General features: G+C 66.8%; 22 protein-coding genes. 14 read left to right on the top strand and 8 right to left on the bottom strand.

What is annotated here, in order from left to right:
* Window positions 1-21: 21 nt before the first annotated feature.
* Window positions 22-654 (top strand): aminotransferase class IV family protein, encoded by a 633-nt coding sequence (locus tag LN047_RS04810; RefSeq protein ID WP_373981231.1) that lies wholly within the window; start codon window positions 22-24, stop codon window positions 652-654.
* Between the two features lie 24 nt (window positions 655-678).
* Here the strand turns inward: LN047_RS04810 and LN047_RS04805 are convergent, their stop codons facing one another.
* The gene (locus LN047_RS04805; protein WP_062840316.1) at window positions 679-1581 is read right to left on the bottom strand and encodes a LysR family transcriptional regulator; all 903 of its coding nucleotides are present in this window, start codon (window positions 1579-1581) and stop codon (window positions 679-681) included.
* 211 nt (window positions 1582-1792) lie between these two features.
* Between LN047_RS04805 and LN047_RS04800 the strand changes: the two genes are divergently transcribed.
* Genes LN047_RS04800 through LN047_RS04790 form a run of 3 tightly spaced genes read left to right on the top strand, consistent with a single transcriptional unit; the run spans window position 1793 to window position 3853 of the window.
* Window positions 1793-3052 carry an aromatic ring-hydroxylating dioxygenase subunit alpha gene (locus LN047_RS04800; protein WP_373981230.1) on the top strand — a complete coding sequence of 420 codons (1260 nt, stop codon included), beginning with the start codon at window positions 1793-1795 and terminating at the stop codon, window positions 3050-3052.
* 1 nt (window position 3053) lies between these two features.
* Window positions 3054-3527 carry an aromatic-ring-hydroxylating dioxygenase subunit beta gene (locus LN047_RS04795; RefSeq protein ID WP_217618764.1) on the top strand — a complete coding sequence of 158 codons (474 nt, stop codon included), beginning with the start codon at window positions 3054-3056 and terminating at the stop codon, window positions 3525-3527.
* Window positions 3528-3541: 14 nt separating this feature from the next.
* Window positions 3542-3853 (top strand): non-heme iron oxygenase ferredoxin subunit, encoded by a 312-nt coding sequence (locus tag LN047_RS04790; protein WP_062840314.1) that lies wholly within the window; start codon window positions 3542-3544, stop codon window positions 3851-3853.
* An 89-nt stretch (window positions 3854-3942) separates the two neighbouring features.
* Here LN047_RS04790 and LN047_RS04785 read toward each other — a convergent pair whose 3' ends face one another.
* From LN047_RS04785 to LN047_RS04765, 5 genes are all read right to left on the bottom strand, one after another.
* Window positions 3943-4791: a ThiF family adenylyltransferase gene (locus LN047_RS04785; RefSeq protein WP_373981229.1), complete on the bottom strand. Its 849-nt coding sequence runs from the start codon at window positions 4789-4791 to the stop codon at window positions 3943-3945.
* Between the two features lie 320 nt (window positions 4792-5111).
* On the bottom strand, window positions 5112-6086 hold the full coding sequence (locus tag LN047_RS04780; RefSeq protein ID WP_373981228.1) for an IS110 family transposase: 975 nt from the start codon (window positions 6084-6086) through the stop codon (window positions 5112-5114).
* A gap of 803 nt (window positions 6087-6889) precedes the next feature.
* Window positions 6890-8317, bottom strand: a complete 1428-nt coding sequence (locus LN047_RS04775) for an efflux transporter outer membrane subunit (protein ID WP_253856267.1) — start codon at window positions 8315-8317, stop codon at window positions 6890-6892.
* A 5-nt stretch (window positions 8318-8322) separates the two neighbouring features.
* Window positions 8323-10281: a MacB family efflux pump subunit gene (locus LN047_RS04770; RefSeq protein WP_062840311.1), complete on the bottom strand. Its 1959-nt coding sequence runs from the start codon at window positions 10279-10281 to the stop codon at window positions 8323-8325.
* 1 nt (window position 10282) lies between these two features.
* Entirely contained in the window at window positions 10283-11467 is a 1185-nt protein-coding gene (locus LN047_RS04765; protein WP_373981227.1) for an efflux RND transporter periplasmic adaptor subunit, read from the bottom strand.
* Between the two features lie 312 nt (window positions 11468-11779).
* On the opposite strand from LN047_RS04765, the gene LN047_RS04760 reads away from it, so the two are divergent.
* The 6 genes from LN047_RS04760 to purU all read left to right on the top strand — a co-directional run bounded on the left by LN047_RS04760 (window position 11780) and on the right by purU (window position 16987).
* Window positions 11780-12988: an MFS transporter gene (locus LN047_RS04760; RefSeq protein ID WP_128830020.1), complete on the top strand. Its 1209-nt coding sequence runs from the start codon at window positions 11780-11782 to the stop codon at window positions 12986-12988.
* Window positions 12989-12990: 2 nt separating this feature from the next.
* The gene (locus LN047_RS04755) at window positions 12991-13647 is read left to right on the top strand and encodes a gamma-glutamylcyclotransferase (protein ID WP_108005390.1); all 657 of its coding nucleotides are present in this window, start codon (window positions 12991-12993) and stop codon (window positions 13645-13647) included.
* A gap of 114 nt (window positions 13648-13761) precedes the next feature.
* Entirely contained in the window at window positions 13762-14391 is a 630-nt protein-coding gene (gene pdxH, locus LN047_RS04750; RefSeq protein WP_056321041.1) for a pyridoxamine 5'-phosphate oxidase, read from the top strand.
* A 69-nt stretch (window positions 14392-14460) separates the two neighbouring features.
* Entirely contained in the window at window positions 14461-14985 is a 525-nt protein-coding gene (locus LN047_RS04745) for a flavin reductase family protein (RefSeq protein WP_056321038.1), read from the top strand.
* A complete protein-coding gene (locus LN047_RS04740; protein ID WP_373981226.1) occupies window positions 14982-16091 on the top strand; it encodes an NAD(P)/FAD-dependent oxidoreductase in 1110 nt (369 codons plus the stop codon). Before LN047_RS04745 ends, LN047_RS04740 begins: the two co-directional genes overlap by 4 nt.
* Before the next feature lie 41 nt (window positions 16092-16132).
* On the top strand, window positions 16133-16987 hold the full coding sequence (gene purU, locus LN047_RS04735; protein ID WP_056321032.1) for a formyltetrahydrofolate deformylase: 855 nt from the start codon (window positions 16133-16135) through the stop codon (window positions 16985-16987).
* A 3-nt stretch (window positions 16988-16990) separates the two neighbouring features.
* Here the strand turns inward: purU and LN047_RS04730 are convergent, their stop codons facing one another.
* The gene (locus LN047_RS04730) at window positions 16991-17902 is read right to left on the bottom strand and encodes a LysR family transcriptional regulator (protein ID WP_373981225.1); all 912 of its coding nucleotides are present in this window, start codon (window positions 17900-17902) and stop codon (window positions 16991-16993) included.
* Window positions 17903-18022: 120 nt separating this feature from the next.
* Between LN047_RS04730 and LN047_RS04725 the strand changes: the two genes are divergently transcribed.
* The 4 genes from LN047_RS04725 to LN047_RS04710 all read left to right on the top strand — a co-directional run bounded on the left by LN047_RS04725 (window position 18023) and on the right by LN047_RS04710 (window position 23491).
* Window positions 18023-19723 carry an acyl-CoA dehydrogenase family protein gene (locus LN047_RS04725; protein WP_373981224.1) on the top strand — a complete coding sequence of 567 codons (1701 nt, stop codon included), beginning with the start codon at window positions 18023-18025 and terminating at the stop codon, window positions 19721-19723.
* A gap of 70 nt (window positions 19724-19793) precedes the next feature.
* Window positions 19794-20771 carry a tripartite tricarboxylate transporter substrate binding protein gene (locus LN047_RS04720; RefSeq protein WP_226848231.1) on the top strand — a complete coding sequence of 326 codons (978 nt, stop codon included), beginning with the start codon at window positions 19794-19796 and terminating at the stop codon, window positions 20769-20771.
* A 14-nt stretch (window positions 20772-20785) separates the two neighbouring features.
* Entirely contained in the window at window positions 20786-21913 is a 1128-nt protein-coding gene (locus LN047_RS04715; protein WP_279213279.1) for a CoA transferase, read from the top strand.
* A gap of 186 nt (window positions 21914-22099) precedes the next feature.
* Window positions 22100-23491: an APC family permease gene (locus LN047_RS04710; protein ID WP_056321019.1), complete on the top strand. Its 1392-nt coding sequence runs from the start codon at window positions 22100-22102 to the stop codon at window positions 23489-23491.
* A 66-nt stretch (window positions 23492-23557) separates the two neighbouring features.
* Here the strand turns inward: LN047_RS04710 and ggt are convergent, their stop codons facing one another.
* A complete protein-coding gene (ggt, locus tag LN047_RS04705; RefSeq protein ID WP_373981223.1) occupies window positions 23558-25318 on the bottom strand; it encodes a gamma-glutamyltransferase in 1761 nt (586 codons plus the stop codon).
* Window positions 25319-25341 lie beyond the last annotated feature (23 nt).

Raw genomic sequence — 25341 nt, 5'->3', positions numbered from 1 at the left:
GGCTTATTCCAGGAGAGTCCCATGCAACCCGAATTGATCGAGACCATCCTGGTGGAATCGTCCGGCAACGTGCCCCTGCTGGCGCGCCACCTCGACCGTCTGGAAGCGTCCTGCAAGGCGCTGGGTTACGTCTGGGGCGGCCGCGACGTCGAAGGCGACATCCTTCTCGCCGTCATGGCCCTGTCCTCCGCCGGACCGCATCGCCTGCGCCTGCTGGTCGCGCGCGACGGCAGCCGCCACATCCAGACCGCCGTCCTGCCGCCCCTGCCCGCGCACCAGGAGGTGATGCTTGCCCCCGAGGCGCTGCGGTCCTCGGAACCCCTGCTGCGCTACAAGACCACGCACCGCCCCTGGTACACCAAGACGATCGAATGGCTGCCTTCGCATCCGCACATCTTCGACCTCGTCTACCTGAACGAGCGCGGCGAACTCTGCGAAGGCAGCCGCAGCAACGTCTACCTGCGCATGGACGACCACTGGTACACCCCGCCCGTCGACAGCGGCTGCCTGCCCGGCGTGCAGCGCGCGCAGCTGCTCGATGCCGGCGAGGCGAAAGAACGCGTGCTGACCCTGGCCGACCTGCATGCCGCCGACGAGATCCGGTTGTCGAACGCGCTGCGCGGGTGGTTCACGGTGTCGCTGCGCGAGGCGTAGCGCAGCCCCCGGCCCGCCGCGGCATCAATCCGCAAACACGTCCACCACCACCTGCCGCAGCCACTGGTTGGCGGCTTCGCGGTGGTTGCGGGCGTGCCAGAACACGTTGATGACGGATTCCGGGATCTTCACCGGACAGGGCGCGGACGCCAGGCCAAAAGGGCCGCAGGCGCAGTCGGCAAAGCGCTGCGGCACGACCGCGATCATGTCGGTGGCCTGCAGCACCGGCCCCACCGCCATGAAGTGCGGCACCGTCAGCCGCAGCCGGCGGCGGATGCCCGCGCGCGCGATCACTTCGTCCACCACGCCGTGGCCGGTGCCCTCGGATACGATGGCCACGTGTTCGGCCGCGCGAAACTGCCGCGCCGACACCCCCGAGCGCGCCAGCGGATGGTCCTGCCGGAAGATGCAGACGTACGGCTGACGGAACAGCCGGCGCTGGAAGAATCCGCCTTTCAGCCCGGGCAGAAAGCCCATCGCCAGATCCATGCGGCCCCGCTCCATCTCGTCCCGCACGTCGATCGAGGTGGTGCGCACCGTGCGGATGGTCACGCCCGGCGCCACCTGGTCCAGCGCCCGCATCAGGCGCGGCAGGAAGTAGGTCTCGCCCACATCATTCACCCCGATCACAAACGCCCGCTCGCTGCGCGCCGGATCGAACGCCACCCGTGCATTCAACGTGCCGTGCAGCGCGGCAAGCGCATCGGCAATCGGCTGGGCCAGACTCTCGGCATAGGGCGTCGGCACCATCCCGCGCGAGGTCCGTAGAAACAGCTCGTCGCCCAGCAGCTTGCGCAAGCGGGCGAGCGCGTTGCTGACGCCCGGCTGTGAAATCCCCAGGCTTTCCGCGGCCGCCGACACCCGGCCATGCTTGTGCAATTCATTGAAGACGACGAGCAGATTCAAATCCACGTCTTTCAGGTTCATGCGCTTGTCTCCACCAATATTGATTTTGGTGATTTATGTAATAAGCCAGATTCTATTTATTAATCTCTGGGCGTGCCCGATGATGCAGAAAAATGCCTGCGCCCATGCCGCGCAAGGCACTGCCCGGCCGCCGCTCGGCCAGCTGAAAATGGAGACAAATCATGCGCATCCGCACGCATCGCCGCCTCACGTCCTGTCGCAGGGGCCGCCCATGAACGCCCCCGAACATCCCATCCATATCGTCCCGCCCTGGCAAGGCGACGGCTCGCATCGCATCCCGTTCGGCGTCTACACCGATGCGGCGCTGCACCAGCGGGAATTGGAGCGTTTCTTCTACCGCGGGCACTGGAGCTACGTGGGCCTTGAAGCCGAGATCCCCAATCCCGGCGACTTCAAGCGCACGGTCGTGGGCGAGCGCTCCGTCATCCTGCTGCGCGACAACGAAGGCCAGGTGCGCGTCGTGGAAAACGTCTGCGCCCATCGCGGCGTGCAGTTCTGCCGCGAACGCGCTGGCAACCGCAGCGAGTTCGTCTGCCCGTACCACCAATGGAATTACGACCTGCAAGGCAACCTGATCGGCGTGCCCTTCCGCCGCGGCGTCAAGCAGGACGGCAAGATCAACGGCGGCATGCCGCCCGACTTCAAGCCCGAGGAGCACGGCCTAACCAAGCTGGCGGTGGCCGCGCGCAACGGCGTCGTCTTCGCGTCGTTCGACCATGACGTCGAACCGCTGGAAGACTACCTGGGGCCCGACATCGCGCATTACTTCGACCGCGTCTTCGACGGCCGCGAACTGGTGATCCACGGCTACAGCCGCCAGCGCATTCCCGGCAACTGGAAGCTGATGCAGGAGAACATCAAAGACCCCTACCACCCCGGCCTCCTGCACACCTGGTTTGTCACCTTCGGGCTATGGCGCGCGGACAACCGGTCCGAACTGAAGATGGACCGCCACTTCCGCCACGCCGCCATGATTTCCACGCGCGGCCAGGGCGGCAAAAGCACCGTCACCAGCGGCGTGTCCAGCTTCAAGGAGCAGATGTCGCTGAACGACGACCGCTTTCTGGACATCGTGCAGGAACCCTGGTGGAACGGCCCCACCGCCGTGCTCATGACGCTGTTTCCCAGCGTCATCATCCAGCAGCAGGTCAATTCGCTATCCACCCGGCACATCCAGCCCGTCGGCCATGACGCCTTCGACTTTGTCTGGACCCATTTCGGATTTGCCGACGACACCCCCGACATGACCCAACGCCGCCTGCGCCAGGCCAACCTGTTCGGTCCCGCCGGTTTCGTGTCCGCCGACGACGGCGAGGTCATCGAATTCTCGCAATCCGGCTTCGAACAGAAGCCGTGGCACCGCAGCGTCGCCGAACTGGGCGGCAAGACCGCCGAAAACACCGACCACATGGTCACCGAAACGCTCATACGCGGCATGTACGCGTACTGGCGCCGCGTCATGGAGGCGTGACATGCTGGACTTTCCGCTTTATTACCAGCTCACCCGCCTCTACACCGACTACGCCGCCGCGCTGGACGCCGGCGAATGGGAGAAATGGCCCGACTTCTTCGTGGAGGATTGCGTCTACAAGGTGCTGCCGCGCGAGAACCACGAACGCGGATTTCCGCTCGCGACCATGGCCTTCGAGAGCCGCGGAATGCTGAAGGACCGCATCTACGGCGCCACCGAAACCATCTTTCACGATCCCTACTACCAGCGCCATGTCGTCGGCGCCCCACGCGTGCTGCTGGTGCAGGACGGCCGCATCGAATCCGAAGCCAACTACGCCATCTTCCGCACCAAACCCAGCCAGCTCACCACCGTCTTCAACGTCGGCCGCTATCTGGACGTCATCCGCCAGACGCCCGACGGCCTGAAATTCGAATCGCGGCTATGCATCTTCGACAGCGAGCTGATCCCGAACTCGCTGATCTACCCCATCTGACCCGGAGACAAACAATGACTGTGCAATGGATCAAGGCCATCGGACGCGATGACGTGCCCGAAGAAGACGTCATCGCCGTCGAGGCGGGCGGCAAGGAAATCGCGCTATACGGCGTCGACGGCGAGGTCTACGCCACCGACAACCTCTGTACGCACGGCAACGCCAGACTCTGCGACGGCTTCCTGACTGGCCACGAAATCGAATGCCCCCTGCACCAGGGCCGCTTCGACATCCGCGACGGCCGCGCCCTGTGTTCCCCGCTGCGGGAAAACATCGCGACATATCCCGTGCGGATTGAGGATGGCGTGGTGTTCGTGGCGTTATGAGTTATTTGCGCGCCGGACGCAGCGACGTGGCGTCTGGCCGTTGAGGCCCGCGGCGCTCAGGCATCGAGGCGCCCCCACCCCGGCGGCCCTCAGACCGCCAGCCGCAAAGCCTCGTTCGCCGCCGCCATGCCCATGGCGGCGGTCACGGTCACCACCGACCCATAACCCGCGCACGACAGGCCCTGCGGCGCCAGGTTCAGACCCGACGCGCCCATATCATCTTCACCTTCCCGAAGGCGGGTCCACGCATCCGGCAAAATCGCCGGCTGGTCGAACCACAACGCATGCACGCCCATCTTCGGCACCCGCTTGAGCGCCTTGCCGTTCTTGTCCGACGCCCGCGGAAACCCATGCTCGCGCCGCAACTTGTTGCGCAGCTTCGAGAGCAGCGCATCATTGACCGCCCCCGACAGATCCCCCGCGCGCAACGCCAACGGATCCGTCTTCCCGCCCGCACCCCCGCACAGCAGCATCGGCACCCCAAGCGCCCGCGCATGCAAAATCATCGCAATCTTCGCGGCCGCCTGGTCCGTGCAATCGATGATGACCGTATAAGGCCCCGGCAACACCTCGCCCACGTTCTCCGGCGACACAAAGTCGTCCACCCGCGTGATGCGGCATTCCGGATTGATCGCCAACACCCGCTCGGCCATCGCGTCGACCTTGGATTGCCCAAGCGTCGAACTCAACGCATGGATCTGCCGATTGACGTTGGATTCGGCAATGTGATCCAGATCGATCAACGTCAACGCCCCCACCCCGCAACGAGCAAGCGCCTCCACCGTCCACGACCCCACGCCGCCCAGCCCGGCGACGGCAACATGGGCATTTCGGATACGCGAAGGCGCCTCAGGACCATAGAGGCGCGACAGCGCGCCAAAACGACGGTCGAGATCGGCAGGTTCAGGAATGAGTTCGGGCGAGTTCATGGACCGCATTTTATGGCAGCCGGCCGCCAACCCAACCGCCCATTCAAGCAGACAAGGTGTAGACAAGGTGTCTGACACCCTGCAGAGACTGCCGTCATGCCAAGGATGTGCCCCAAGGGTGTCAGACACCGGCGCACTTTTCGAAACCCGTCCAGATCCGGGAGGAACCCACGGGCAAGGTGTCTGACACCCTGCAGAGACTGCCGTCATGCCAAGGATGTGCCCCAAGGGTGTCAGACACCGGCGCACTATGGCAGCCGGCCGCCAACCCACCTTCCCCATTCCTGCAGACCAGGTGTAGACAAGATACCGTCTTGACCGTCAAGCGTTCAGACGTAGTCGGGCCGATACGGTGTCCGAGTTTTAAGCACGCCGAAGCACAGATGCACCAGCTTTCTCATGGCCGCGCCTAGCGCGGCCATTTTGCTCTTTCCAGCTGCTAAGAGTCGCGCATAAAGCGCACCAACGTGTGGGTTGAAGCGCTTGCTGACGATAGCGGCCATGTAGAGGGTGGCACGTACTGTGCTGGGACCCGTTTTAGATAGCCGCGGCCGGCTGTTCAGACTGGTGCCGGACTGGCGTTGCACCGGCACCACCCCCAGGTAGGAGGCCAAGCCCTCGGCTGACTCGATGGGCCGGTTATGCATGATCGACAGGATCGAGTTCCCCGCTCGATCCCCGATGCCGGGGATGCTGGTCAGCAGTTTTCGATCCTCCTTCAGGTCCGGGTGGCGGTCGATGTGGTCATTGATCGCATGATCCAGGCGTTTGATCTCTTCACGCAGGAACGCGATCGTTTTGGCGATGGATCCCTCGACCAGCACGGGTGGATCACTGAACTGCGTCTTCTCCTGGCGATTGAGTTCGCGCTGCAGATCCTTGGCCAGCGCGTCGCGCCGAGCCAACAAGGCCCGTAGTTGACGGGCATGCAGCGGTGCGGGGCGCCACAGCCCAGGCTTGAGCGCCTGACCGTAGCGGGCCAGCACGTAGCTATCGATCCCATCGGTTCTGGAGCGCACCGCCAGCGCCCCAGCGAAGTCGCGCACCTGGGCAGGGTTGACCAACGAGACACTGACCGAAGCGTCATGCAGGGCCGTGGCGGCCTGCTCGTGATATTGCCCTGTGGGCTCGAGCACGGCATGCAACTGCGCAGGCTCGGCTCCCTGCTTGGCGCACCACTGCAGCAGCGTCTGCACGCCCGCTATCGAGTTGGGTACGACCTTGGTCTTGCGTTTGTTGGCATCGCTGCCAAGCAGCGCGCAATCCAGCTTCGCCTTAGAAACGTCAATTCCGAGAAAAAACATAAACCTAAGCTCCCTTGCCAATACCAAAGAAGCCCGCTGCGCCCACTTGCCTTGTACATACAGGGTCCAAAGCCCTAGGCTACCGTCCAGTGTCCAGCCGGCTCAGAGGTGCGGAACCGAGGCGTAATCTGAACCACAAAGTCCAGGCTCTAGGTGTCTGAACACGCTCATCGGTCCGCGTGTAGCGATAGCTAATCACTACAGTGGCCAAGATACAAGGTGTCTGACACCCTACAGAGACTGCCGTCATACCAAGGATGTGCCCCAAGGGTGTCAGACACCGGAGGCAGCGGCGTCCGCCCCCCACCGCAAGCGCGAAGCGTCATCCCCGGACGCAAGACACCGCGTAAGCGCCCGGAGGCAGCCCGCGCGGCCAACCGGGCGCGGGCCCCGCAAAATGCTTCAAAGCCGCGCAAGCCCAGGCAAGAACCTTAAGAACCCCACCCGCCCCAGCGCCCGCCAAGCTGAACTCACCCGAGCCCGGTGTGGCGGCGGCCTGGGGTGCGCGGGGCGTGTAGATGCGCCCGAGGGAATCGGAAGGCAGTCGCCGGAGGCGACAACGACGATGACGAAGGGGGGGGCCGCCTAGGCCAGTCCGGAGCGAAGGCTCCGGACCGCAATCGTAGCCCCGCGCGCCCCAGGCCGCCGACGCGCCGGGCGTCAAAAGAACCACGATCGACGCCTGCCCCCGGCTACCAACGCAAACCTCCGCGCCGGACGTCTTAAGAACGCCCCCCAACGAAGCAGAAAGCCCCCGTCCGAAAGCCGCATCAGCGCATCTCGCCCCGAGCACAAGCAAGGAATCACCCCCGCAGCCCATCCCCGTCAACAGCCACCACATCATCCCCCCCCAACGCCTGATAAACCGTCACCTGATTCACCAACCGGTTCAGCATATTCTCGTCCCGCGCCACCTCAGCCACCCGGCGCTTTTCCTGCGCATCCAGCCAATCCCGCAGCGGCACCGCCCCCGCCCGGTACCGTACTTCGTACAGCCGCTCAGCCTCCCGCGCCGCCCGTAAAGACAGATCCAGCTGCTGCGCCCGCACCGACAACTGCGTGCGATTCGACAACGCGTTCTCCACATCCGCCATCGCCTGATACAGCGCCTGCCGGAACGTCACCACCCGTTCCTCGTAATCCGTCTTCGAGATCTTGATGTTCAGCTGCATCTGATTCCACTGCAGGAATGGCAGCGTCAACCCCGCGCCCAGCGTCCCGATCGGATTCTTCAGCACATCCGACAACGTCGGGCTCGAAGTGCCCAGCGCCCCCGTCAACGTCACCGGCGGATAAAAGCTTGCCCGTGTCGCATCAACGTTTGCCAGCGACTCCCGCAACCGCAGTTCCGCCGCACGCAGGTCCGGGCGCCGCCCCAGCAGCTCCGCCGGCACACCCGCCCGCGCCTCGGGCAATGCGCTGGACGGCAGCCGCGCCGGATCCGCCGTGATGCGATCCGGCGGGCCATCGAAAAGAATCGTCAGCGCATTGATGTATTCCACCCGCTGCTGCACCAGCAGCGCATGCGCCGCCTGCTGGCTTGCCACCGTCTGCTCCGCCTCGGCAAGCTCCAGGGCCGACGCCCCGCCCGCCGCGTACTGCGCCCGCACCAGATCCTGCGTGCGGCGCGCGTAGGCAATGCTCTCCTCGCTGCTCGCGATGCGCTGATTGATGAATGCCGTCTGCCAATACAGCGTCGCCGTCGTGCCCACCAGCGACAGGGCCGCGCTCTGGCGGTCCTGTTCCGTCGCCAGCGCCTCCCACTGCGCCGCGTCGCGCTGGCGCGCCAGCTTGCCCCACAGGTCGACCTGATAGCTCACCGTCAGCTCGGCCGAATTGGCTCGCGTGATCGTGCGGTCGCCATACAGATTGCGCACCCGCGACACGTTTGCGTCGCCACCGAACTGCGGCATCAGCTGGTCGTCCGCCAATCCCGCCTGATACTGCGCCCGGCGCACGCGAATCGCCGCCGCCGCCAGATCGTTGTTGCGCGCAAGCGCCGCTTCCACCAGCCCATTGAGCACCGGATCGTCGAAATTGCGCCACCAGGCCCCGCCCTCCGCCAGCCACGCCGCTGCGCCGGCATCGGAAGCCGGGCGCGCGTGGGTCCAGGACGCCGGCACGCTTGCGGCCGGCGGCTCGTAATCGGTGCGCAGCAGGCCGCCGCAGCCGCCCAACGCCAGCAGCAGCGCCACGCCCAGCGGTTTGCACAAAAAAGAAACTGCTCTCATCTTCCTCATTCCCGGGCCAACGCCTCGACGGGATCCAGGCGCGCCGCATTGCGCGCCGGCAGATAGCCAAAAATCACACCGATCAGCGTCGAGCACGTGAATGCCGCCACCATCGATGCCGTGGAATAGATCATCTGGAACGAGCCGCCCGTGGCCTTGCTGACCAGCACGCCCAGTCCCAGCGACAGCAGGATGCCGACCGCGCCGCCGATCAGGCACACCAGCACCGCCTCGATCAGGAACTGCTGCATGATGTCGCTGCGCCGCGCGCCCACCGCCATGCGCACCCCGATCTCGCGCGTGCGCTCGGTGACCGACACCAGCATGATGTTCATCACCCCGATGCCGCCCACCATCAGCGAAATCAGCGCGATCAGCGACACCAGCAGCGTCATCGTCGCCGTCGTGCGTTCGATCGTCTTGCGCACCGCGTCCGTGTTGAACACGAAAAAGTCCTTCACCACGTGCCGGCGCGTCAGCACCCGCACGATGGCCTGCTCGGCCGCGGCCGGCGGCGTCGCGTCGTTCACGCGCACCGTGATGCTCTTCAGGTGCTGCTGCCCCAGCACCCGCGACAGCGCCGTCGTGTACGGGATCCACACGTTCAGCGAATCATTGTTGCCGAACACCGTGTCCTTCTTTTGCGTCACCCCGATCACCCGCGCCGGCATCGACCCCAAAAAGATCACCTGCCCGATCGGTTCGGTGTGCGACCCGAACAACGCGCGCCGCGTGCCCTCGTCGATCACCACCTCCTGCGCCCGGCGCGCCACGCTGGTCTCATCGAAGAACTTTCCTTCAGCCAGCTTGATCGCGCGCACGCGGAAGTACTGTTCGCCCACGCCCTGGATCGAACCGTTCACCGATACATTGCGGTAGCGCAGCGTATTGCTCGTGCCCACCTCCGGCGTCACGCTGTCCACATACGACTCGCGCGCCAGCGCGTCGGCATCGGCCGGCACCAGCGTGCGGATGTTCACCGCCTTTTCATCGCCGAAGTCCTTGCCCGGGAAAACCTCGACCGTATTCGTGCCGATCGCGCTGATGTCTTCCAGGATCTTGCGTCGCGAGCCCTCGCCCAGCGCCACCACCGACACCACGGCGGCGATGCCGATGATGATGCCCAGCATCGTCAGCGACGTGCGCAGGCGGTGCGCGTTCATGGCCAGCAAAGCCATGCGCAGCGCCTCGCCGCAGCGGTCCAGATAGGCCTGCCACGCCGGGCGCTGGGCCATTTCCGGGGTCTCGTCCCGCGCCATCTGATGGCGCGGCGCATCGGGGTTGCGCTTGTCCGCGACGATCTCGCCGTCGCTGATCTCGATGATGCGCTGGGCGTGGCGCGCCACGTTCATATCGTGCGTGACGATGATGATCGTGTGCCCCGCCGCGTTCAGTTCCTCCAGGATGCGCAGCACTTCCTGGCCGGTATGCGTGTCCAGCGCGCCGGTGGGCTCGTCGGCCAGGATGATGTCGCCGCCGTTCATCAGCGCCCGCGCGATACTCACGCGCTGCTGCTGGCCGCCCGACAGCTGGCCGGGCCGATGGCCAGTGCGATCCGCCAGCCCCAGCCGCGCCAGCAGCGCCGAGGCGCGTTCCAGCCGCGCCTCGCGGCGCTTGCCCGCGTAGACGGCCGGCACCTCCACGTTGCCCTGCGCGCTCAGGTCCGCCAGCAGGTGGTAACGCTGGAAAATGAACCCGAAGTGCTCTCGGCGCAGTTCGGCCAGTTCGTCGGGATCCAGTTCGCCGGTGCTGCGGCCGCCGACCTTGTAGTCGCCGCGCGTGGGCCGGTCCAGGCAGCCCAGGATGTTCATCAGCGTGGACTTGCCCGAGCCGGACGCCCCCACGATGGCGACCATCTCGCCCGCCTCGATCGACAGGTTGACGTCCTTCAGGACCGCAATCGTCTGGTCGCCTGCGGGAAACTCGCGGCGCACGCCAGACAGGGAAATGAGCGGGCCGCCCATGTCAGGCTCCCGGCTTGGCGGCGGCCGGCGAGGAATCCGCCGACACGACGCGTTCGCCCACCTCCAGGCCTTCCAGCACCTGCGCCTGCACATTGTTGTTCATGCCGATGCGCACTTGCCGCGTCTCGGTCTTGTTGCCGTCCAGCACCACGCGCACCTCGTAGCGCCCGTCCTTGCCGCGCTTGCCCAGCGCCGAGGCGGGCACCACCACGGCGTCCTTCGCCTCGCCCAGCACGATGAAGACCTGCGCCGTCATCGAGATGCGCAGCTTCTCGTCGGGATTGGGCACGTCGAACAGGCCGTTGTAATAGACCGCGGCGCTGGTGGATGTGCTGGATGAGGTCGTCAGCGACGACGCCGCGTCTTCCTTCTGGATGGAATCCGGGGCCGGTTCCACCGCGCGCAGCGTGGCGCGGTAGCGCTCGTCGGGTTCGCCGAGAATGGTGAAGTAGACCGGCAGGCCGGGCTTGACCCGCGTCACGTCCGCCTCGGAGATCTGCGCCTTGATCGTCATGGTGTCCACCTGCGCCACCTTGATGATGGTGGGCGCGCTCTGGATCGAGTTGACGGTCTGGCCTTCCTTGGTGACCACCGCCACCACCATGCCGTCGATCGGCGAGACGATCCGCGTGTAGCCCAGGTTGACCTGGGCGGTGTCGACCTGGATCTCGGCCTGGGCGATCTGCGCGTCCAGCGAGGCGATCTCGGCGCGGGTCACGGCCAGCGTGGCCTCGGCCGTTTCGTAGGCCTCGCGCGAGCTGGCGTCCGCCGCCAGCATCTGGCGCTGGCGCTTGAAGGCCAGCTCCGCCTGTTTCAGCGTGGCCACCTTGGCGGCCCGCTCGGCGCGCCGAGTCTGCAGCGCAGCTTGCGCGTTGCGCAGCTCGTTCTGCTGGGTCAGGTCGTCGATCTCGGCCACCAGCTGGCCCTTCTTGACCCGGTCGCCCAGTTCCACCTTCAGGGACTTCAACTGGCCGGTGGCCTGCGCGCCCACGCTGACCCGCTCGATGGCATCGATGGTGCCGCTGGCCAGCACGCTGTCCTCCAGGTCCGCGCGCGACACCTCGGCCACGGCAAACGTGGGCGGCGGCGGGGCCGAGAAAAACGCGGCTCGCGCGCCAAAAACGAGAAGCAGGAGGATGGCGGCTATCAGGGCGTAGCGCTTGAACTTGCTGCGGGACTTTTTCATTGAACCTGGACGATGGGAACGGCGGGCGCCATCTGCGGCGCCGGTAATGCGGCAAAAAAGCGGTGAATACCAGAGACGGGTTGCACCGCGCGGAGGGTTCCGTTGCGTGAACGATACAACGATCCCCGGGAGGTTGCGGAACCGTTTTACCGCACCTGCCGTGAACGTGCCGTCATCTTGCCGAATAAGCGGGGGACTTGTCCGCTAGAGCCTGTTAACTCCGCAGAGTGACTAGTCACCCCATGACGCAGCGCAAAAAAGCGTCGCCTCGACATAGACGGATGTTACGAACAGAATGAATGCAGTTAAGCCGTGTCTACCTCCAACAGATCCCCCTCCTCGCCATCCAGTTCCCCGGAATTTTCCGGGGCGGTGCTTTTGTGCCTGCTGGCAATGATGAATCATGTGGCGCTGACCGGGGGACGGATCACCGTTTCCCTGACGGCGCTGCAGATGGGGCTGTCCACCTTCACGGTCGGCACGCTGGTCGCCGTGTTTGCCGTCCTGCCGATGCTGTTCTCGGTGCGGGCGGGACGCTGGGTGGACCGCGTCGGCATCGTGCGTCCCCTCGTCATCGGCACCACTTTGGTCGCCTTCGGCACGCTACTGCCGTCTATCTCGCAAACCCAGTCCGCGCTGCTGGTGGCGTCCTGCGCCATCGGGATCGGCTTCATGCTGCACCAGGTGGCCACACAGGATCTGCTGGGGCACGCCGAGCCCGAGCAGCGGCTGCGCAACTTCTCCTTCATGTCCCTGGCACTGGCCGGATCGGGCTTTTCCGGTCCGCTGATTGCCGGGCTGGCGATCGACCACCTGGGCACACGGACGGCATTCGGCCTTCTGGCGGTCGGCCCGCTACTGTCGGCGGTCGGCCTGTACAGCCTGCGTCATCAATTGAAGGCCGTGGATGCGGCCATCACGGGCGTGCGCGAGGCCCAGCGCCGCCGCGTGACCGAATTGCTGGCCGTGCCCGCGCTGCGCCGCATTCTCATGGTCAACACGATTTTGTCCGGCGCATGGGACACCCACCTGTTCGTCGTGCCGATCTTTGGCGTGGCGATCGGGCTGTCAGCCACCACAATCGGCCTCATTCTTGCCTCCTTCGCGGCGGCAACGTTCGTCATCCGCCTGATTCTGCCTCTTATCCAGCGCCGCGTTCGGTCCTGGACGCTGGTGCGCGTAGCGATGGCGACCGCGGCCATCGACTTCATGCTTTACCCGCTGTTCACCGACGTTACCGTCTTGATCGTGTTGTCTTTCATCCTGGGCCTGGCCCTGGGCTGCTGTCAGCCCAGCATGCTGGCCCTGCTGCACCAGCACTCGCCCCCCGGCCGCGCGGCCGAGGCGGTGGGCCTGCGCATGGCGCTCATCAACGGTTCGCAGGTCTCCCTGCCGTTGACCTTCGGGGCGCTGGGTGCGGTAATTGGCGTTGCCCCGCTTTTCTGGGCCTACTCCGTGGCGCTGATGGCCGGGGGCTGGGCCAACCGCAACCCTCCGCACGAGTCTGAACGGAATACGTAGTCGTGAACAAGCAGTCATCCCACTCTGACCTCTCCGGCGCCACGCTGCCCTTCCGGCTGTGGACGCCCGAGGAACGGCAAGCCTCGCTCGACGACGCGCTGCGGCACTGGCCGGCTGGGGAAGATGTATGGGTATTCGGGTACGGATCGCTTATCTGGCGGCCGGATTTCGATTTCATGGAACGCCGCCTGGCCACGCTGCGCGGCCACCACCGCGCGCTTTGCCTGTGGTCGCGGGTGAACCGGGGCACGCCCGAGTGCCCGGGACTGGTGTTCGGCCTGGACCGCGGCGGATCCTGCCGGGGCGTGGTGTACCGCCTGGCCGGCGAACAGGTCCCCCATTACTTCCCCGCCCTCTGGGAGCGCGAAATGTCCACCGGCGCCTATCTGCCCCGCTGGATCAACTGCGCCACGGACGAAGGCGTCGTCCGGGCGCTGGTCTTCATCATGAACCGCGACAACCCCGCCTATATCCGGGCCCTGCCCGAGGCGGAACTGCTGGCCATCGTACGCCGCGCGGCAGGACGCTACGGTCCCTGCACGGATTACGTGGTGCAGACGGCCCAGGCCCTGCGGTCCGCCGGCATCCACGACGCCCGGCTCGACGCCATTGCCCGCCGGCTGGAGCTGGACGGCCACCCGCTGCCCGAGGGCCCGTGACGCGCCCCCGCGGCTGGAGGCGGCAAACTTGTCCGGGGCCTGCGCGGGGTCAATGAGGGGCCGGTCTCCCAGGCGGTATAAACTCCGTGTTATCAACGCTGAACCCCCAAGACCATGTCCGTCTCTGATCTGCGTCAAAGCTACGAAAAGAATGTGCTGCTGGAAAGCCAGGCAGCCTCCTCGCCGTTCGAGCAATTCACCCGTTGGTTCGACGAGGCCCTGGCCGCCAAGGTGCCCGAACCCAACGCCATGACCCTGGCCACGGTGGACGCCAGCGGCCAGCCCAGCGCCCGCATCGTCCTCATCAAGGGGTTTGACGAGCAGGGTTTCACGTTCTTCACCAATTACGAATCGCGCAAGGGCCTGGACCTGCAAGCCGAGCCGCGCGCCAGCCTGCTGTTCTTCTGGCAGCCGCTGGAACGCCAGGTCCGCATCGAGGGCGTGGTCGAAAAGGTGGCGGCCGAAGAGTCGGACGCCTACTATCACAGCCGCCCGGCCGGCTCGCGCATCGGCGCCTGGGCTTCGCGCCAGAGCCAGCCCATCACCCGTGAAGAGCTGGAAGCCCGCGAAAAGGAATTCCGCGAGCGTTTCGGCGAACAACCGCCGCGTCCGCCGCACTGGGGCGGCTATCGCCTCAAGCCCACGGCCTTTGAATTCTGGCAGGGCCGCCCGTCCCGCCTGCACGACCGCCTGCGCTACGTGGCGGACGGGGCGGGCTGGAAGATCGAACGCCTGTCTCCCTGATACGGGGCGCCCCGACGCGGGGCGTCCATCCGCCGGGCGCCTCCTGCGCCCGACCGAACTGTCTATTGCATGTCCGCCTCCTCCCCTGATTTCGACTCCGTCTTCTTTCGCACCGCCTTGGGCCGATACGCCACCGGCGTGACGGTCGTGACGACCACCGGCCTGGACGGCGCCCCCATCGGCCTGACCGTCAGCTCGTTCAACTCGGTCTCGCTGAATCCGCCGCTGGTGTTGTGGAGCCTGTCGCTGGGCTCGTCGTCGCTGGACGCCTTCGAACAGTGCGAGCGCTACGTCGTGAACGTGCTGAGCGCCGACCAGATCGCGCTGGCGCGCCGCTTCGCGACGGGCAAGACGCGGGACCGTTATGCCGGGCTGCAGGTGCACCATGCCCCGGGCGGCACGCCGATGCTGGACGGCCACTGCGCCGCCTGGTTCGAATGCCGCAACCGCAGTCGCTACGTCGAGGGAGATCACGTCATCATGGTCGGAGAAGTCGAACGTTGCGGACATAGCGGCGAACCGCCGCTGGTCTTTCACGCCGGCGGGTTCGATCTGACGCCGGCCGGCACCCGCGCAGAAAAGGCCAAGCCATGAGCGCCGACGTCGATTGCGTCGTCATCGGCGCCGGCGTCGTCGGCCTGGCCATCGCCCGGGCGCTGGCCCAATCGGGCCGTGAAGTCCTGGTCGCCGAAGCCACCGAGGCCATCGGCACCGGCACCAGCTCGCGCAACTCCGAAGTCATCCACGCCGGCATCTACTACCCCGCCGGCAGCCTGAAGGCGCGCCTGTGCGTGCGCGGCAAGCATCTGCTGTACGCGTACTGCGCCGAACGCGGCGTGCCGCACAGCCGGCTGGGCAAACTCATCGTGGCCACCAGCCCCGAGCAGGCCACCCAGCTTGAAGGCATCGCCCAGCGCGCCCGCGCCAACGGCGTGGACGATCTGCAATTCATTTCAGGCGAAGAAGCCATGCGCCTGGAGCCCGCGCTGCAGTGCACCGCCGCGCTGGTGTCGCCGTCGACCGGCATCATCGACAGCCACGCGTTGATGCTGTCGTTCCAGGGCGACGCCGAGAACGCGGGCGCCCAGTGCGTCTTCCATACGCCGCTCGCGTCGGGCCGCGTCCGGCCTGAAGGCGGCTTCGAGCTGCAATTCGGCGGCGACGACGCCATGAGCCTGACCTGCAACGTGCTGATCAATTCGGCCGGCCTGCAGGCGCCCGCGCTGGCGCGCCGCATCGAGGGCGTGCCGGCGGACAGCATTCCCACCGATTACCTGTGCAAGGGCAGCTATTTCACGCTGTCCAGCCGCGCGCCGTTCTCGCGCCTGATCTACCCGGTGCCGCAGCATGCCGGGTTGGGCGTGCACCTGACGCTGGACATGGGCGGCCAGGCCAAGTTCGGCCCCGACACCGAATGGGTGGACACCGAGGACTACACCCTCGATCCCTCCCGCGCCGATGTGTTCTACGAAGCCGTGCGCAGCTATTGGCCCGCCCTGCCCGACGGCGCGCTGGCGCCCGGCTACACGGGCATCCGCCCCAAGATCTCCGGTCCGCACGAACCGGCCGCGGACTTCGTCATCGCGGGGCCCGCCGTTCACGGCGTGCCCGGTCTGGTGAACCTGTTCGGCATCGAATCCCCCGGGCTGACCTCCAGCCTGGCCCTGGCGGAAGAAACCCTGGCGCGCCTGTCCGCCTGACCCCGCCCGCTTCCCTTCTCTCTTATTCAGCCATTCCTGCCATGCAGCACAACGACTACATCCTGACCCTGTCCTGCCCCGACCGCACCGGCATCGTCTACCGCGTCAGCGGCCTGTTGTTCGAACTGGGTTGCAACATCCTGGATTCGCAGCAGTTCGGCGACGAAGAGACGGGCCGCTTCTTCCTGCGCGTGCACTTTGACCTTCCGGTCAGCGCGTCCGCCGACGACCTGCGCGCCCGCCTGGACGCGATGTCCGCCGACTACGGCATGGAGCTCAAGCTGCACGACGCGCGCCGCAAGGAGCGCCTGCTCATCATGGTCAGCAAGCAGGGCCACTGCCTGAACGACCTACTGTTCCGCGTGCACAGCGGCCATCTGCATGCCGAAGTGGCGGCCATCGTCTCGAACCACAACGACTACGCCAGCCTGGCGGCAACCTACAACATTCCGTTCCACTACCTGCCGGTCACGCCCGACACCAAGCTGGAACAGGAAAAGCAGGTGCTCAAGATCGTCGACGAGGCAAACATCGACCTGGTCGTGCTGGCCCGCTACATGCAGATCCTGTCGGCCGACATGTGCCGCGCCCTGACCGGCCGCGCGATCAACATTCACCACAGCTTCCTGCCCAGCTTCAAGGGCGCGCGCCCTTACCACCAGGCGCATGCGCGCGGCGTGAAGATCATTGGCGCCACGGCGCACTACGTGACGTCGGACCTGGACGAAGGCCCGATCATCGACCAGGACATCGAACGCGTCGACCACACGATGACGGCGCAGGATTTGACCCAGGTGGGCAGCGACATCGAATCCCTGGTGCTCTCGCGCGCGGTGCGCAGCCACGTCGAACACCGCATCCTTCTGAACCGCAACAAGACCGTCGTGTTCCGCTGATCCTCAGGCCCTTGCAGGGGTGGGTTGCCACGGCGCAAACGCCTGCCCCACCAGCGCCACCGCGCGCTCCTGCAAGGGCGAGCGCGCCGCATCCGGCCAGATCACCTGGCTGATCGAGCGCGCCTCGTGCTCGAACGCGATGAACCGCGTGCCCGCCAGCCCGCTGCGCGACAGGCAGGCCGGTACGATCGACACCCCCAAGCCCTGCGACACCAGCGAGGCCACGCTCAGCCAGTGGCGCACCTCGTGCCGGATCGCCGGCATGAAGCCGGCCGACACGCACATGGCCAATACCGTCTCGTAATAGCTGGGCGACGCCGCGCGCGCGAAAAAAACGAAGTCGTCCTGCGCCAGTTCCGTCAACCGCAGGGTCTGGCGATCTGCCAGCGGATGCGCATCGGGCAGGCACACCACGAAGGGCTCGGCCATCAGGTCGCGCGCCTGCACGCCCTCCGGCACCGGATTGGCGTGGATGAAGCCCAGGTCCTGCTCGCCGCGCCGCACCGCCTCGATCTGGTCGTTCGAGTTCAGTTCGGTCAGCACGTGTTCCACGTCGGGCAGTTCCTTGCGCATGACGTTCAAGAGCGCGGGCAGTCCGCGATACAGCATGGACCCCACGAAGCCGATGCGCAGCCGGCCGCGCAGGCCTGCGTCCACCTGGCGCACCAGCGTGCGGACCTCCTCGGCCTGGCGCAGCAGGATCACCGCTTCGTGGTACAGCGCCTGGCCGGCGTCGGTCAACTCGACGTGCCGGCTGGTGCGGGCCAGCAGGCGCGCGCCGATGTTTTCTTCCAGTTGGCGGATCGCGTAGCTGAGCGGCGGCTGCGAAATATGCAGGCGCGCCGCCGCCCGGCTGAAATGGCGCTCTTCGGCCACGGCGATGAAGTAGCGCAGCAGACGCGGTTCAAGATCCATGCGTCCCTCCTTTGGGCACATCTATATTTATTTTGGATTGATCTACATCAAAACAGTATTTGAGTAGATGAATCAACCCCCGCAACATAGGGCATCTCCCGTCCCGACCCGGATGCCGCCATGGATACCCCTGTCTTGCCTGTTGCCGCCACCGCCACGCCCGTACCGGACTCCCGGGGGCTGAATCTGTTCGATGCCGACCCCTACGCCGAGGCGCTGAGCCGCCGCTACCTGCCGGCCGAGCTGCATGCGCACCTGCTGCCGCATCTGAGCCGGCTGGGCGAACTGGCCGGCGGCGTCATGGACGAACTGGCGTCGGTCGCCGACAAGCACCCGCCCACGCTATCGGTGCGCAGCCGCGCCGGCACGGACGAATCCCGCATCGACAAGCATCCCGCCTACGTCGAACTTGAACGCCTGGCCTACAGCGAATTCGGCCTGGCGGCGCTGTCCCACCGGGGCGGCGTGCTGGGCTGGCCCGAGCCCATGCCCGCCGCGGCCAAGTACGCGCTCAGCCATCTTTTCGTGCAGGCCGAATTTGGCTTGTGCTGCCCCGTCAGCATGACCGACTCGCTGGCGCGCACCCTGCGCAAATTCGGCGATCCCGCGCTGGTCGAGCGCGTGTTGCCGCAGGTGACTTCGCAGGATTTCGACACGCTGCGCCAAGGCGCCATGTTCATGACCGAACAGGGCGCGGGCTCGGACGTCAGCGCCACCGAGGTCACGGCCCAGCCGCAGGATGACGGCACCTGGCGCATCCACGGCGACAAGTGGTTCTGCTCGAACCCTGACGCCGGTTTCGCAATGGTGCTGGCGCGCAGTGAACCGGACGCGGGCCTGAAGGGCGTGTCGCTCTTTCTGCTGCCGCGCGACCTGGCCGACGGCACGCACAACCACTACCGCATCCTGCGCCTGAAGGACAAGCTGGGCACGCGCTCGATGGCCAGCGGCGAGATCCGACTGGAGGGCGCCGTCGCCTGGCTGGTCGGTGAACGCGGCCGCGGCTTCAAGCACATGGCCGACATGATCAACAACTCGCGCCTGTCCAACGGCATGCGCGCCGCGGGCCTGATGCGCCGCGCGGTCACCGAGGCCATCTACGTATCGCAGCACCGCCGCGCGTTCGGCAAGCGCCTGATCGACATGCCGCTCATGCAGCGCCAGCTCGTCAAGATGACCGTGTGGGCGGAACAGGCGCGCAGCGTCATGTTCCAGACGGCGCGTGCGCTGGCCGACGCCGACCAGGGCGCGGCCGACCCCGCGCTGGCCCGGATCCTGACGCCGCTGATCAAGTTCCGCGCGTGCCGCGACGCGCGCAAGGTCACGGGCGACGCGATGGAAGTGCGCGGCGGCTGCGGCTACATCGAGGAATGGACCGAGCCGCGCCTGGTGCGCGACGCGCATCTGGGCTCGATCTGGGAAGGCACCAGCAACATCGTCGCGCTGGACGTGCTGCGCGCCATCAAGAAAGAAAACTCCCTGCCGGCGCTGCGCAGCCACATCGACCGCCTGCTGGCGGACGGCGCGCCCTGCCCGCCCGAACTGGCAGGCATGCAGGCCAGCGCCCTGGAAAAGACCTATGCGCTGGCGGAACACGCCGCGCAGGGCGACCATGCGCAGCTGGCCCGCCAGGCCGCGTCGCTGCTTTATCACGCCGTCTCCATGGCCGCGCTGCGGTGGGAAGCCACCGGCGCGGGATTGGAAACCCGCGCACGGCTGGCCGACCAGGTGCTGCTGCACCGCCTGGCGCCGCGCGACCCTTACGCCATCCCGCCTGACGAAAGCGCGGCCTGCCAGGCCATCCTGCAATACGCGCTGTAGCACCTGTCAGGGCTTTCGCGGTAACCCGACGCCGGCGGCACAGCCGGCGCGTCATCCACTGGAGACACGCATGAAACGCTATTTTGCCCCCCTGTTCCTGGCGGCCGCCGCCATCGCCGCCACGCCCGTCGTGGCAGCCGACGCCTTCCCCACGGCCCGGCCGGTCACGCTGGTGGTGCCCTTTCCGCCGGGCGGCCCCACCGACGCGCTGGCGCGCCGCCTGGCCGAAAAGCTGCGCGAGCCCCTCAACCAGAACGTCATCGTCGAAAACCGCAGCGGCGCGGGCGGCAACATCGGCTCCGAATATGTCGCTTCGGCCAAGCCCGACGGCTACACCATCCTGTTCGGCACGTCCGGCCCGCTGGCCATCAACGTCAGCCTGTACAAAAAGCAGAACTACAACCCCGAGACCAGCTTCGCGCCCATCATCCGCATCGGCCACCTGCCCAACATCCTGGTGGTGAACCCGTCGGTGCCCGCCAACAACCTGCAGGAACTGATCGCCTACGCCCAGAAGAACCCGGACAAGCTGAGCTACGCCTCGTCCGGCAATGGCGCGTCGTCGCACCTGGCCGGCATCCTGTTCAACCGCATGGCCGGCACCAAGATCATGCACATCCCGTACAAGGGCACCGGACCCGCGCTGAACGACCTGCTGGGCGGACAGGTGTCGATGTCGTTCACCGACATCCTGACCGCGCTGCCCTACATCAAGGCGGGCAAGCTGCGCCCCATCGGGCTGGCCAGCGCCCAGCGTTCCGATGCGCTGCCCGATCTGCCCACGCTGTCAGAACAGGGCCTGAAAGGCTATGACGTCAGCGTCTTCTTCGGCATCGTCGCCCCCAAGGACACGCCCGCCGATGTGGTGAACACGCTGAACCAGGCCTTCAAGACCGCCCTCGCCGATCCCACGATCGCGCAGACGCTACGCACGCAGGGCATCGTCGAGGCGCAGGACAAGACGCCGCAGGGCCTGTCCAGCTTCATCACCACCGAAGTCCCCAAGTGGCGCGAACTGATTCAGAGCGCCAACGTTTCCATCGACTGACGCGAAGCATAGCCATGGCCCAAACCCTACCCAATGCCGGCGCCCTCGCGGGCTGCAAGGTGATCGATCTGTCGCGCGTGCTGGGCGGCCCGTACTGCACCCAGATCCTGGCCGACCACGGCGCCGACGTGCTGAAGATCGAGCCGCCCGGCGGCGACGAGACGCGCGGCTGGGGCCCGCCCTTCCTGGGCGAGACCGCCTCGTATTTCGTCGGCGTGAACCGCAACAAGGACGGCATGACGCTGGACCTGTCGCAGCCCGCCGGACAGGAACTGCTGCGCCACCTGCTGGCCGACGCCGACGTGCTGGTCGAGAACTTCAAGCCCGGCACGCTGGAAAAGTGGGGCCTGGGCTACGACGACCTGAAGCAGGCCTTTCCCGCGCTCATCCATTGCCGCGTCAGCGGCTTCGGCTCGGATGGCCCGCTGGGCGGCCTGCCGGGTTACGACGCCTGCGCGCAGGCCATGTGCGGCCTGATGAGCGTGAACGGCGAGGCGGACGGCGAGGCAACCCGGGTGGGGCTGCCGGTCGTGGACATGGTGACGGGCCTGAACGCGGCCGTGGCCATCCTGCTGGCGCTCAACGAGCGCACGCGCAGCGGGCTGGGACAATTCCTGGACATCACGCTGTACGACTGCGCGCTGTCGCTGCTGCACCCGCATGCGCCGAACTACTTCTACAGCGGCAAGGTGCCGCAGCGCAGCGGCAACGCGCACCCCAACATTGCCCCCTACGAAACGCTGCCCACCGCAAGCGGCCCGATCTTCCTGGCCGTCGGCAACAACCGCCAATTTGCAATGCTGACCCGGACGCTGGACGCCCCCGCGCTGTCCGACGACCCGCGCTACGCCACCAACGCGGACCGCCTGCGCAACCGCCAGGCACTGCGCGATGACCTTGCCGCCCTGCTGGCCCGCCATGAGGCGGCCACGCTAGCGGACCAGCTGCTGCGCGCGGGCGTGCCCGCCGCCGCCGTGCAGACGGTGGACCAGGCGCTCGCGCATCCGCACACCCGGCATCGCGGCATGGTGCTGGAACAAGGCGATTACAAGGGCGTGGGCTCGCCCATCAAGCTGTCGCGCACGCCCGCCACGCTGCGCAAGCTGCCGCCAGACCTGGCGCCGCCATCTGGACAGGGCTGATCCCGCATCGATGAACCGCCCGGCGCCCGCCGGGCTTTTTTTTCCCAAGCGAGCCGCCGCCCCACGCGCAACAACTTAGACATTTGGTTTCAGCACGCCGCCCGATTGCCGCCTTAGACTTTTTTCCGCATCTCGCGTTGCTCTCCGCACGCTTTTCCCGAGCCACATAAGAGGAAATAAAAGACTATGGCCACGAACGACTCACAAGACCACGGCCAGCTGAAACGGGTGATGGGCCCGAAACTGCTGCTGCTATTCATTGTTGGCGACATCCTGGGCACCGGCGTGTATGCGCTGACCGGGCAGGTGGCCGCCGAAGTCGGCGGCGCGGCCTGGCTGCCGTTCCTGGTGGCCTTCGGGGTGGCCCTGCTGACCGCGCTTTCCTACCTTGAACTGGTCACCAAGTACCCCCGCGCCGCCGGCGCCGCGCTCTACGTCCACAAGGCGTTCGGCGTGCACTTCCTGACGTTCATCGTCTGCTTTACCGTCATGTGTTCCGGCCTGACGTCGGCCGCCACCGCCTCGCAGGCCTTCGCCGCCAACCTGTTCGCCGCGATGGGCATCGAGGCCGAAAAGCACTGGATCACCCTTGGCGCGCTGGGCTTCATGACGCTGGTCATGCTGGTCAATTTTCGTGGCGCGACTGAAAGCGTGCGCGCCAACGTCGTGCTCACGCTGATCGAGCTGTCGGGCCTGCTGATGGTCATCCTGCTGGGCTTTTACGCCATCTCCGACGGCCAGGCGGATTTCTCGCGCGTCGTCGCGTTCGATACGCCCGAGGACAAGAGTGTGTTCCTGGCGGTGACCTCGGCCACCGCGCTCGCGTTCTTCGCCATGGTCGGCTTCGAGGACTCGGTCAACATGGCCGAGGAAACGCACGATCCCAGCCGCATCTTCCCGAAGGTCATGCTGACCGGCCTGGGCATCACGGCGCTCATCTATGTGCTGGTGTCCATCTGCGCCGTTGCGCTGGTGCCGGTGGGCGAACTGGCCAAGAGCAGCACGCCGCTGGTGCTGGTGGTCAAGCGCGCCGCGCCGGATCTGCCGGTGGAATACATCATGCCGATCATCTCGATGTTCGCCGTGGCGAACTCGGCGCTCATCAACATGATGATGGCCAGCCGCCTGCTGTACGGCATGTCGCGCCAGGGTGTGCTGCCGTCCTTCCTGGCGCACGTGCACCGCAAGAACCAGACGCCGTGGACGGCCATCCTGTTCACGACGGCGCTGGCCTTCGGCCTCATCATCCTGGTCTCGCTGACCGACTCGCAGGCCATCCGCGCGCTGGGCGGCACCACCGCGTTGCTGCTGCTGGGCGTGTTCGCCTTCGTGAACGTCGCGGTGCTGGTGCTGCGGCGCGACAAGGTGGCGCATCGCCATTTCTCCATCAACCGCCTCGTCCCGTGGGTGGGCGCCGCCGCCTGCCTGTTCCTGGTCACCCCGCTGACCGGCCGTGACGTGATCCAGTACCAGGTGGCCGGCTGGCTGCTGCTGCTGGGCGTGGTGATGTGGTTCGTGACCTGGCTGGCGCGGCGCCGCGAGTCCAGGATGGAGCTGGACCCGTCGTCGCTGGAGTGATGCCGCAAGGGCCGCGGGCGCCCGGACCGCTGGCGCGCGGCTGCGCGGCGCGGGTCCGGGCGCGCTTCAGCCGCCCACCGCAAGCCCTTCGCGGCGCGGATCCGCGCCGCCTTCCAGTCCCTTGGCGTCAATGACGATGCCGTGGATGCCGCTGGGAAACTCCGTGATCCGCACGGGGTGTCCCATGCGCTCAAGCTCCGGCGCCAGCGCTTCCAGCGCCGTGCCCTTCTCCAGTTCGGTTTCCTTGTTGCGGCTGCCCATGTTGGGCAGGTCGATCGCCGACTGGATGTCCATATTCCAGTCCAGCACGCCCACCAGCGTCTTGGCGACGTAGTTGATGATGGCGCTGCCGCCCGGCGAGCCCACCAGCAGGTACGGCTTGCCCTCCTTGAGCACCATCATCGGCGCCATCGAGCTGCGCGGCCGCTTGCCCGGTTCGATGCGATTGGCCACAAGCCGGCCTTCGGGATCCTTGAACGACGACGAAAAATCGGTCATCTCGTTGTTGAGCAGAAAGCCCCGCACGAAGATCTTGCTGCCGAATTCGCTTTCGATCGTGGTCGTCATGGTCAGGGCATTGCCCTGCGCGTCGACCGCCACCAGATGGCTGGTGGACGGCAGCTCCAGCGCGTTGTCCTTGCCCAGCGACAGCAGCTTGCCTTCGGGATCGCCGGGCAGCGCCACCTTCATGCTGCGATCCGGCTGGATCAGGGCGCCGCGCGCGCGCAGATACGCCGGGTCCAGCAAGGCGCGCACCGGCACGCGCACGAGGTCGGGGTCCGCCACGTAGAAATCGCGGTCGGCAAAGGCCAGCCGGCCAGCCTCCGAGAAATAGTGCACGGCCTGCACCGTGCCGGGCGCATACCGGCTGAGCGGGAACTGCTCCAGCTCGCCCAGCATCTGCAACACGGCGATGGGCCCGCTGCTGGGCGGCCCCATCCCGCAGAGCTGATAGCCGCGGTACGCGCCGCACACCGGATCGCGCGTCTTGGCGCGATAGTCCGCCAGGTCCGCCAAGGCCAGGTCGCCGGGCTTCTCGTGGCCCTGCACCGCCGCCACGATGTCGCGCGCGATGTCGCCCTGGTAGAAGGCGTCGGCGCCCTGCGAGGCCACGGCGCGCAGGGTGCGCGCGAACGCCGGATTCTTCAGCACGTGCCCCACGGGCCACGGCGTGCCGTCCGGCGCGTAGAAGTACGCGGCGGCGGCGGCCTGTTGCGGCAGCGCCTTGTTGCCGGCCAGCAGCGCGTGCAGGCGCGGCGACACCGCAAAGCCCGATTCCGCCAATTCGATCGCCGGCTGGAACAGATCGGCCCAGGGCAGCTTGCCCTGCGCCTTGTGCGCCAGTTCCAGCCCGCGCAAGAGGCCGGGCACGGCGACCGACATGCCGTTGTTGACGGCCTGTGCAAAGGGCAGCGGTTTGCCCTCGGCATCCAGGAAGCGGTCGGGCCGCGCCGCCGCGGGCGCGGTCTCGCGGCTGTCGTAGGTGCGGATCTGGCCGTCTGCCGCCGAATACACCACCATGAAGGCGCCGCCGCCGATGCCCGATGATTGCGGCTCGACCAGGTTGAGCACCAGTTGCGTGGCGATGGCCGCGTCGACCACGCTGCCCCCGCGCCGCAGCATGGCGTCGCCCGCGCGGCTGGCAAGGGGGTTGGCGGACACCATCATGAAATGCGGCGCGCGCACGAGCTCGCGCTGCTGGACGCCGCTGGCGGCTTCGGGATTCAGGTCTTCCGCCGCGGGCGTGCGCGCCCAGCTGGCGGATGCGAACGGCAGGCCGGCGATGGCGGCGGCGAGCAGCAGGGCGGCGTGGCGGCGTAGGCGCATGGAAAGCTCCGGTGATCGCCGGA

Source organism: Achromobacter sp. JD417 (genome assembly GCF_041879325.1).
GTDB classification, from domain to species: domain Bacteria; phylum Pseudomonadota; class Gammaproteobacteria; order Burkholderiales; family Burkholderiaceae_B; genus Achromobacter; species Achromobacter mucicolens.
Note: the sequence above shows the minus strand (reverse complement) of the source record. Positions and strands in the feature narration are given on the sequence as shown.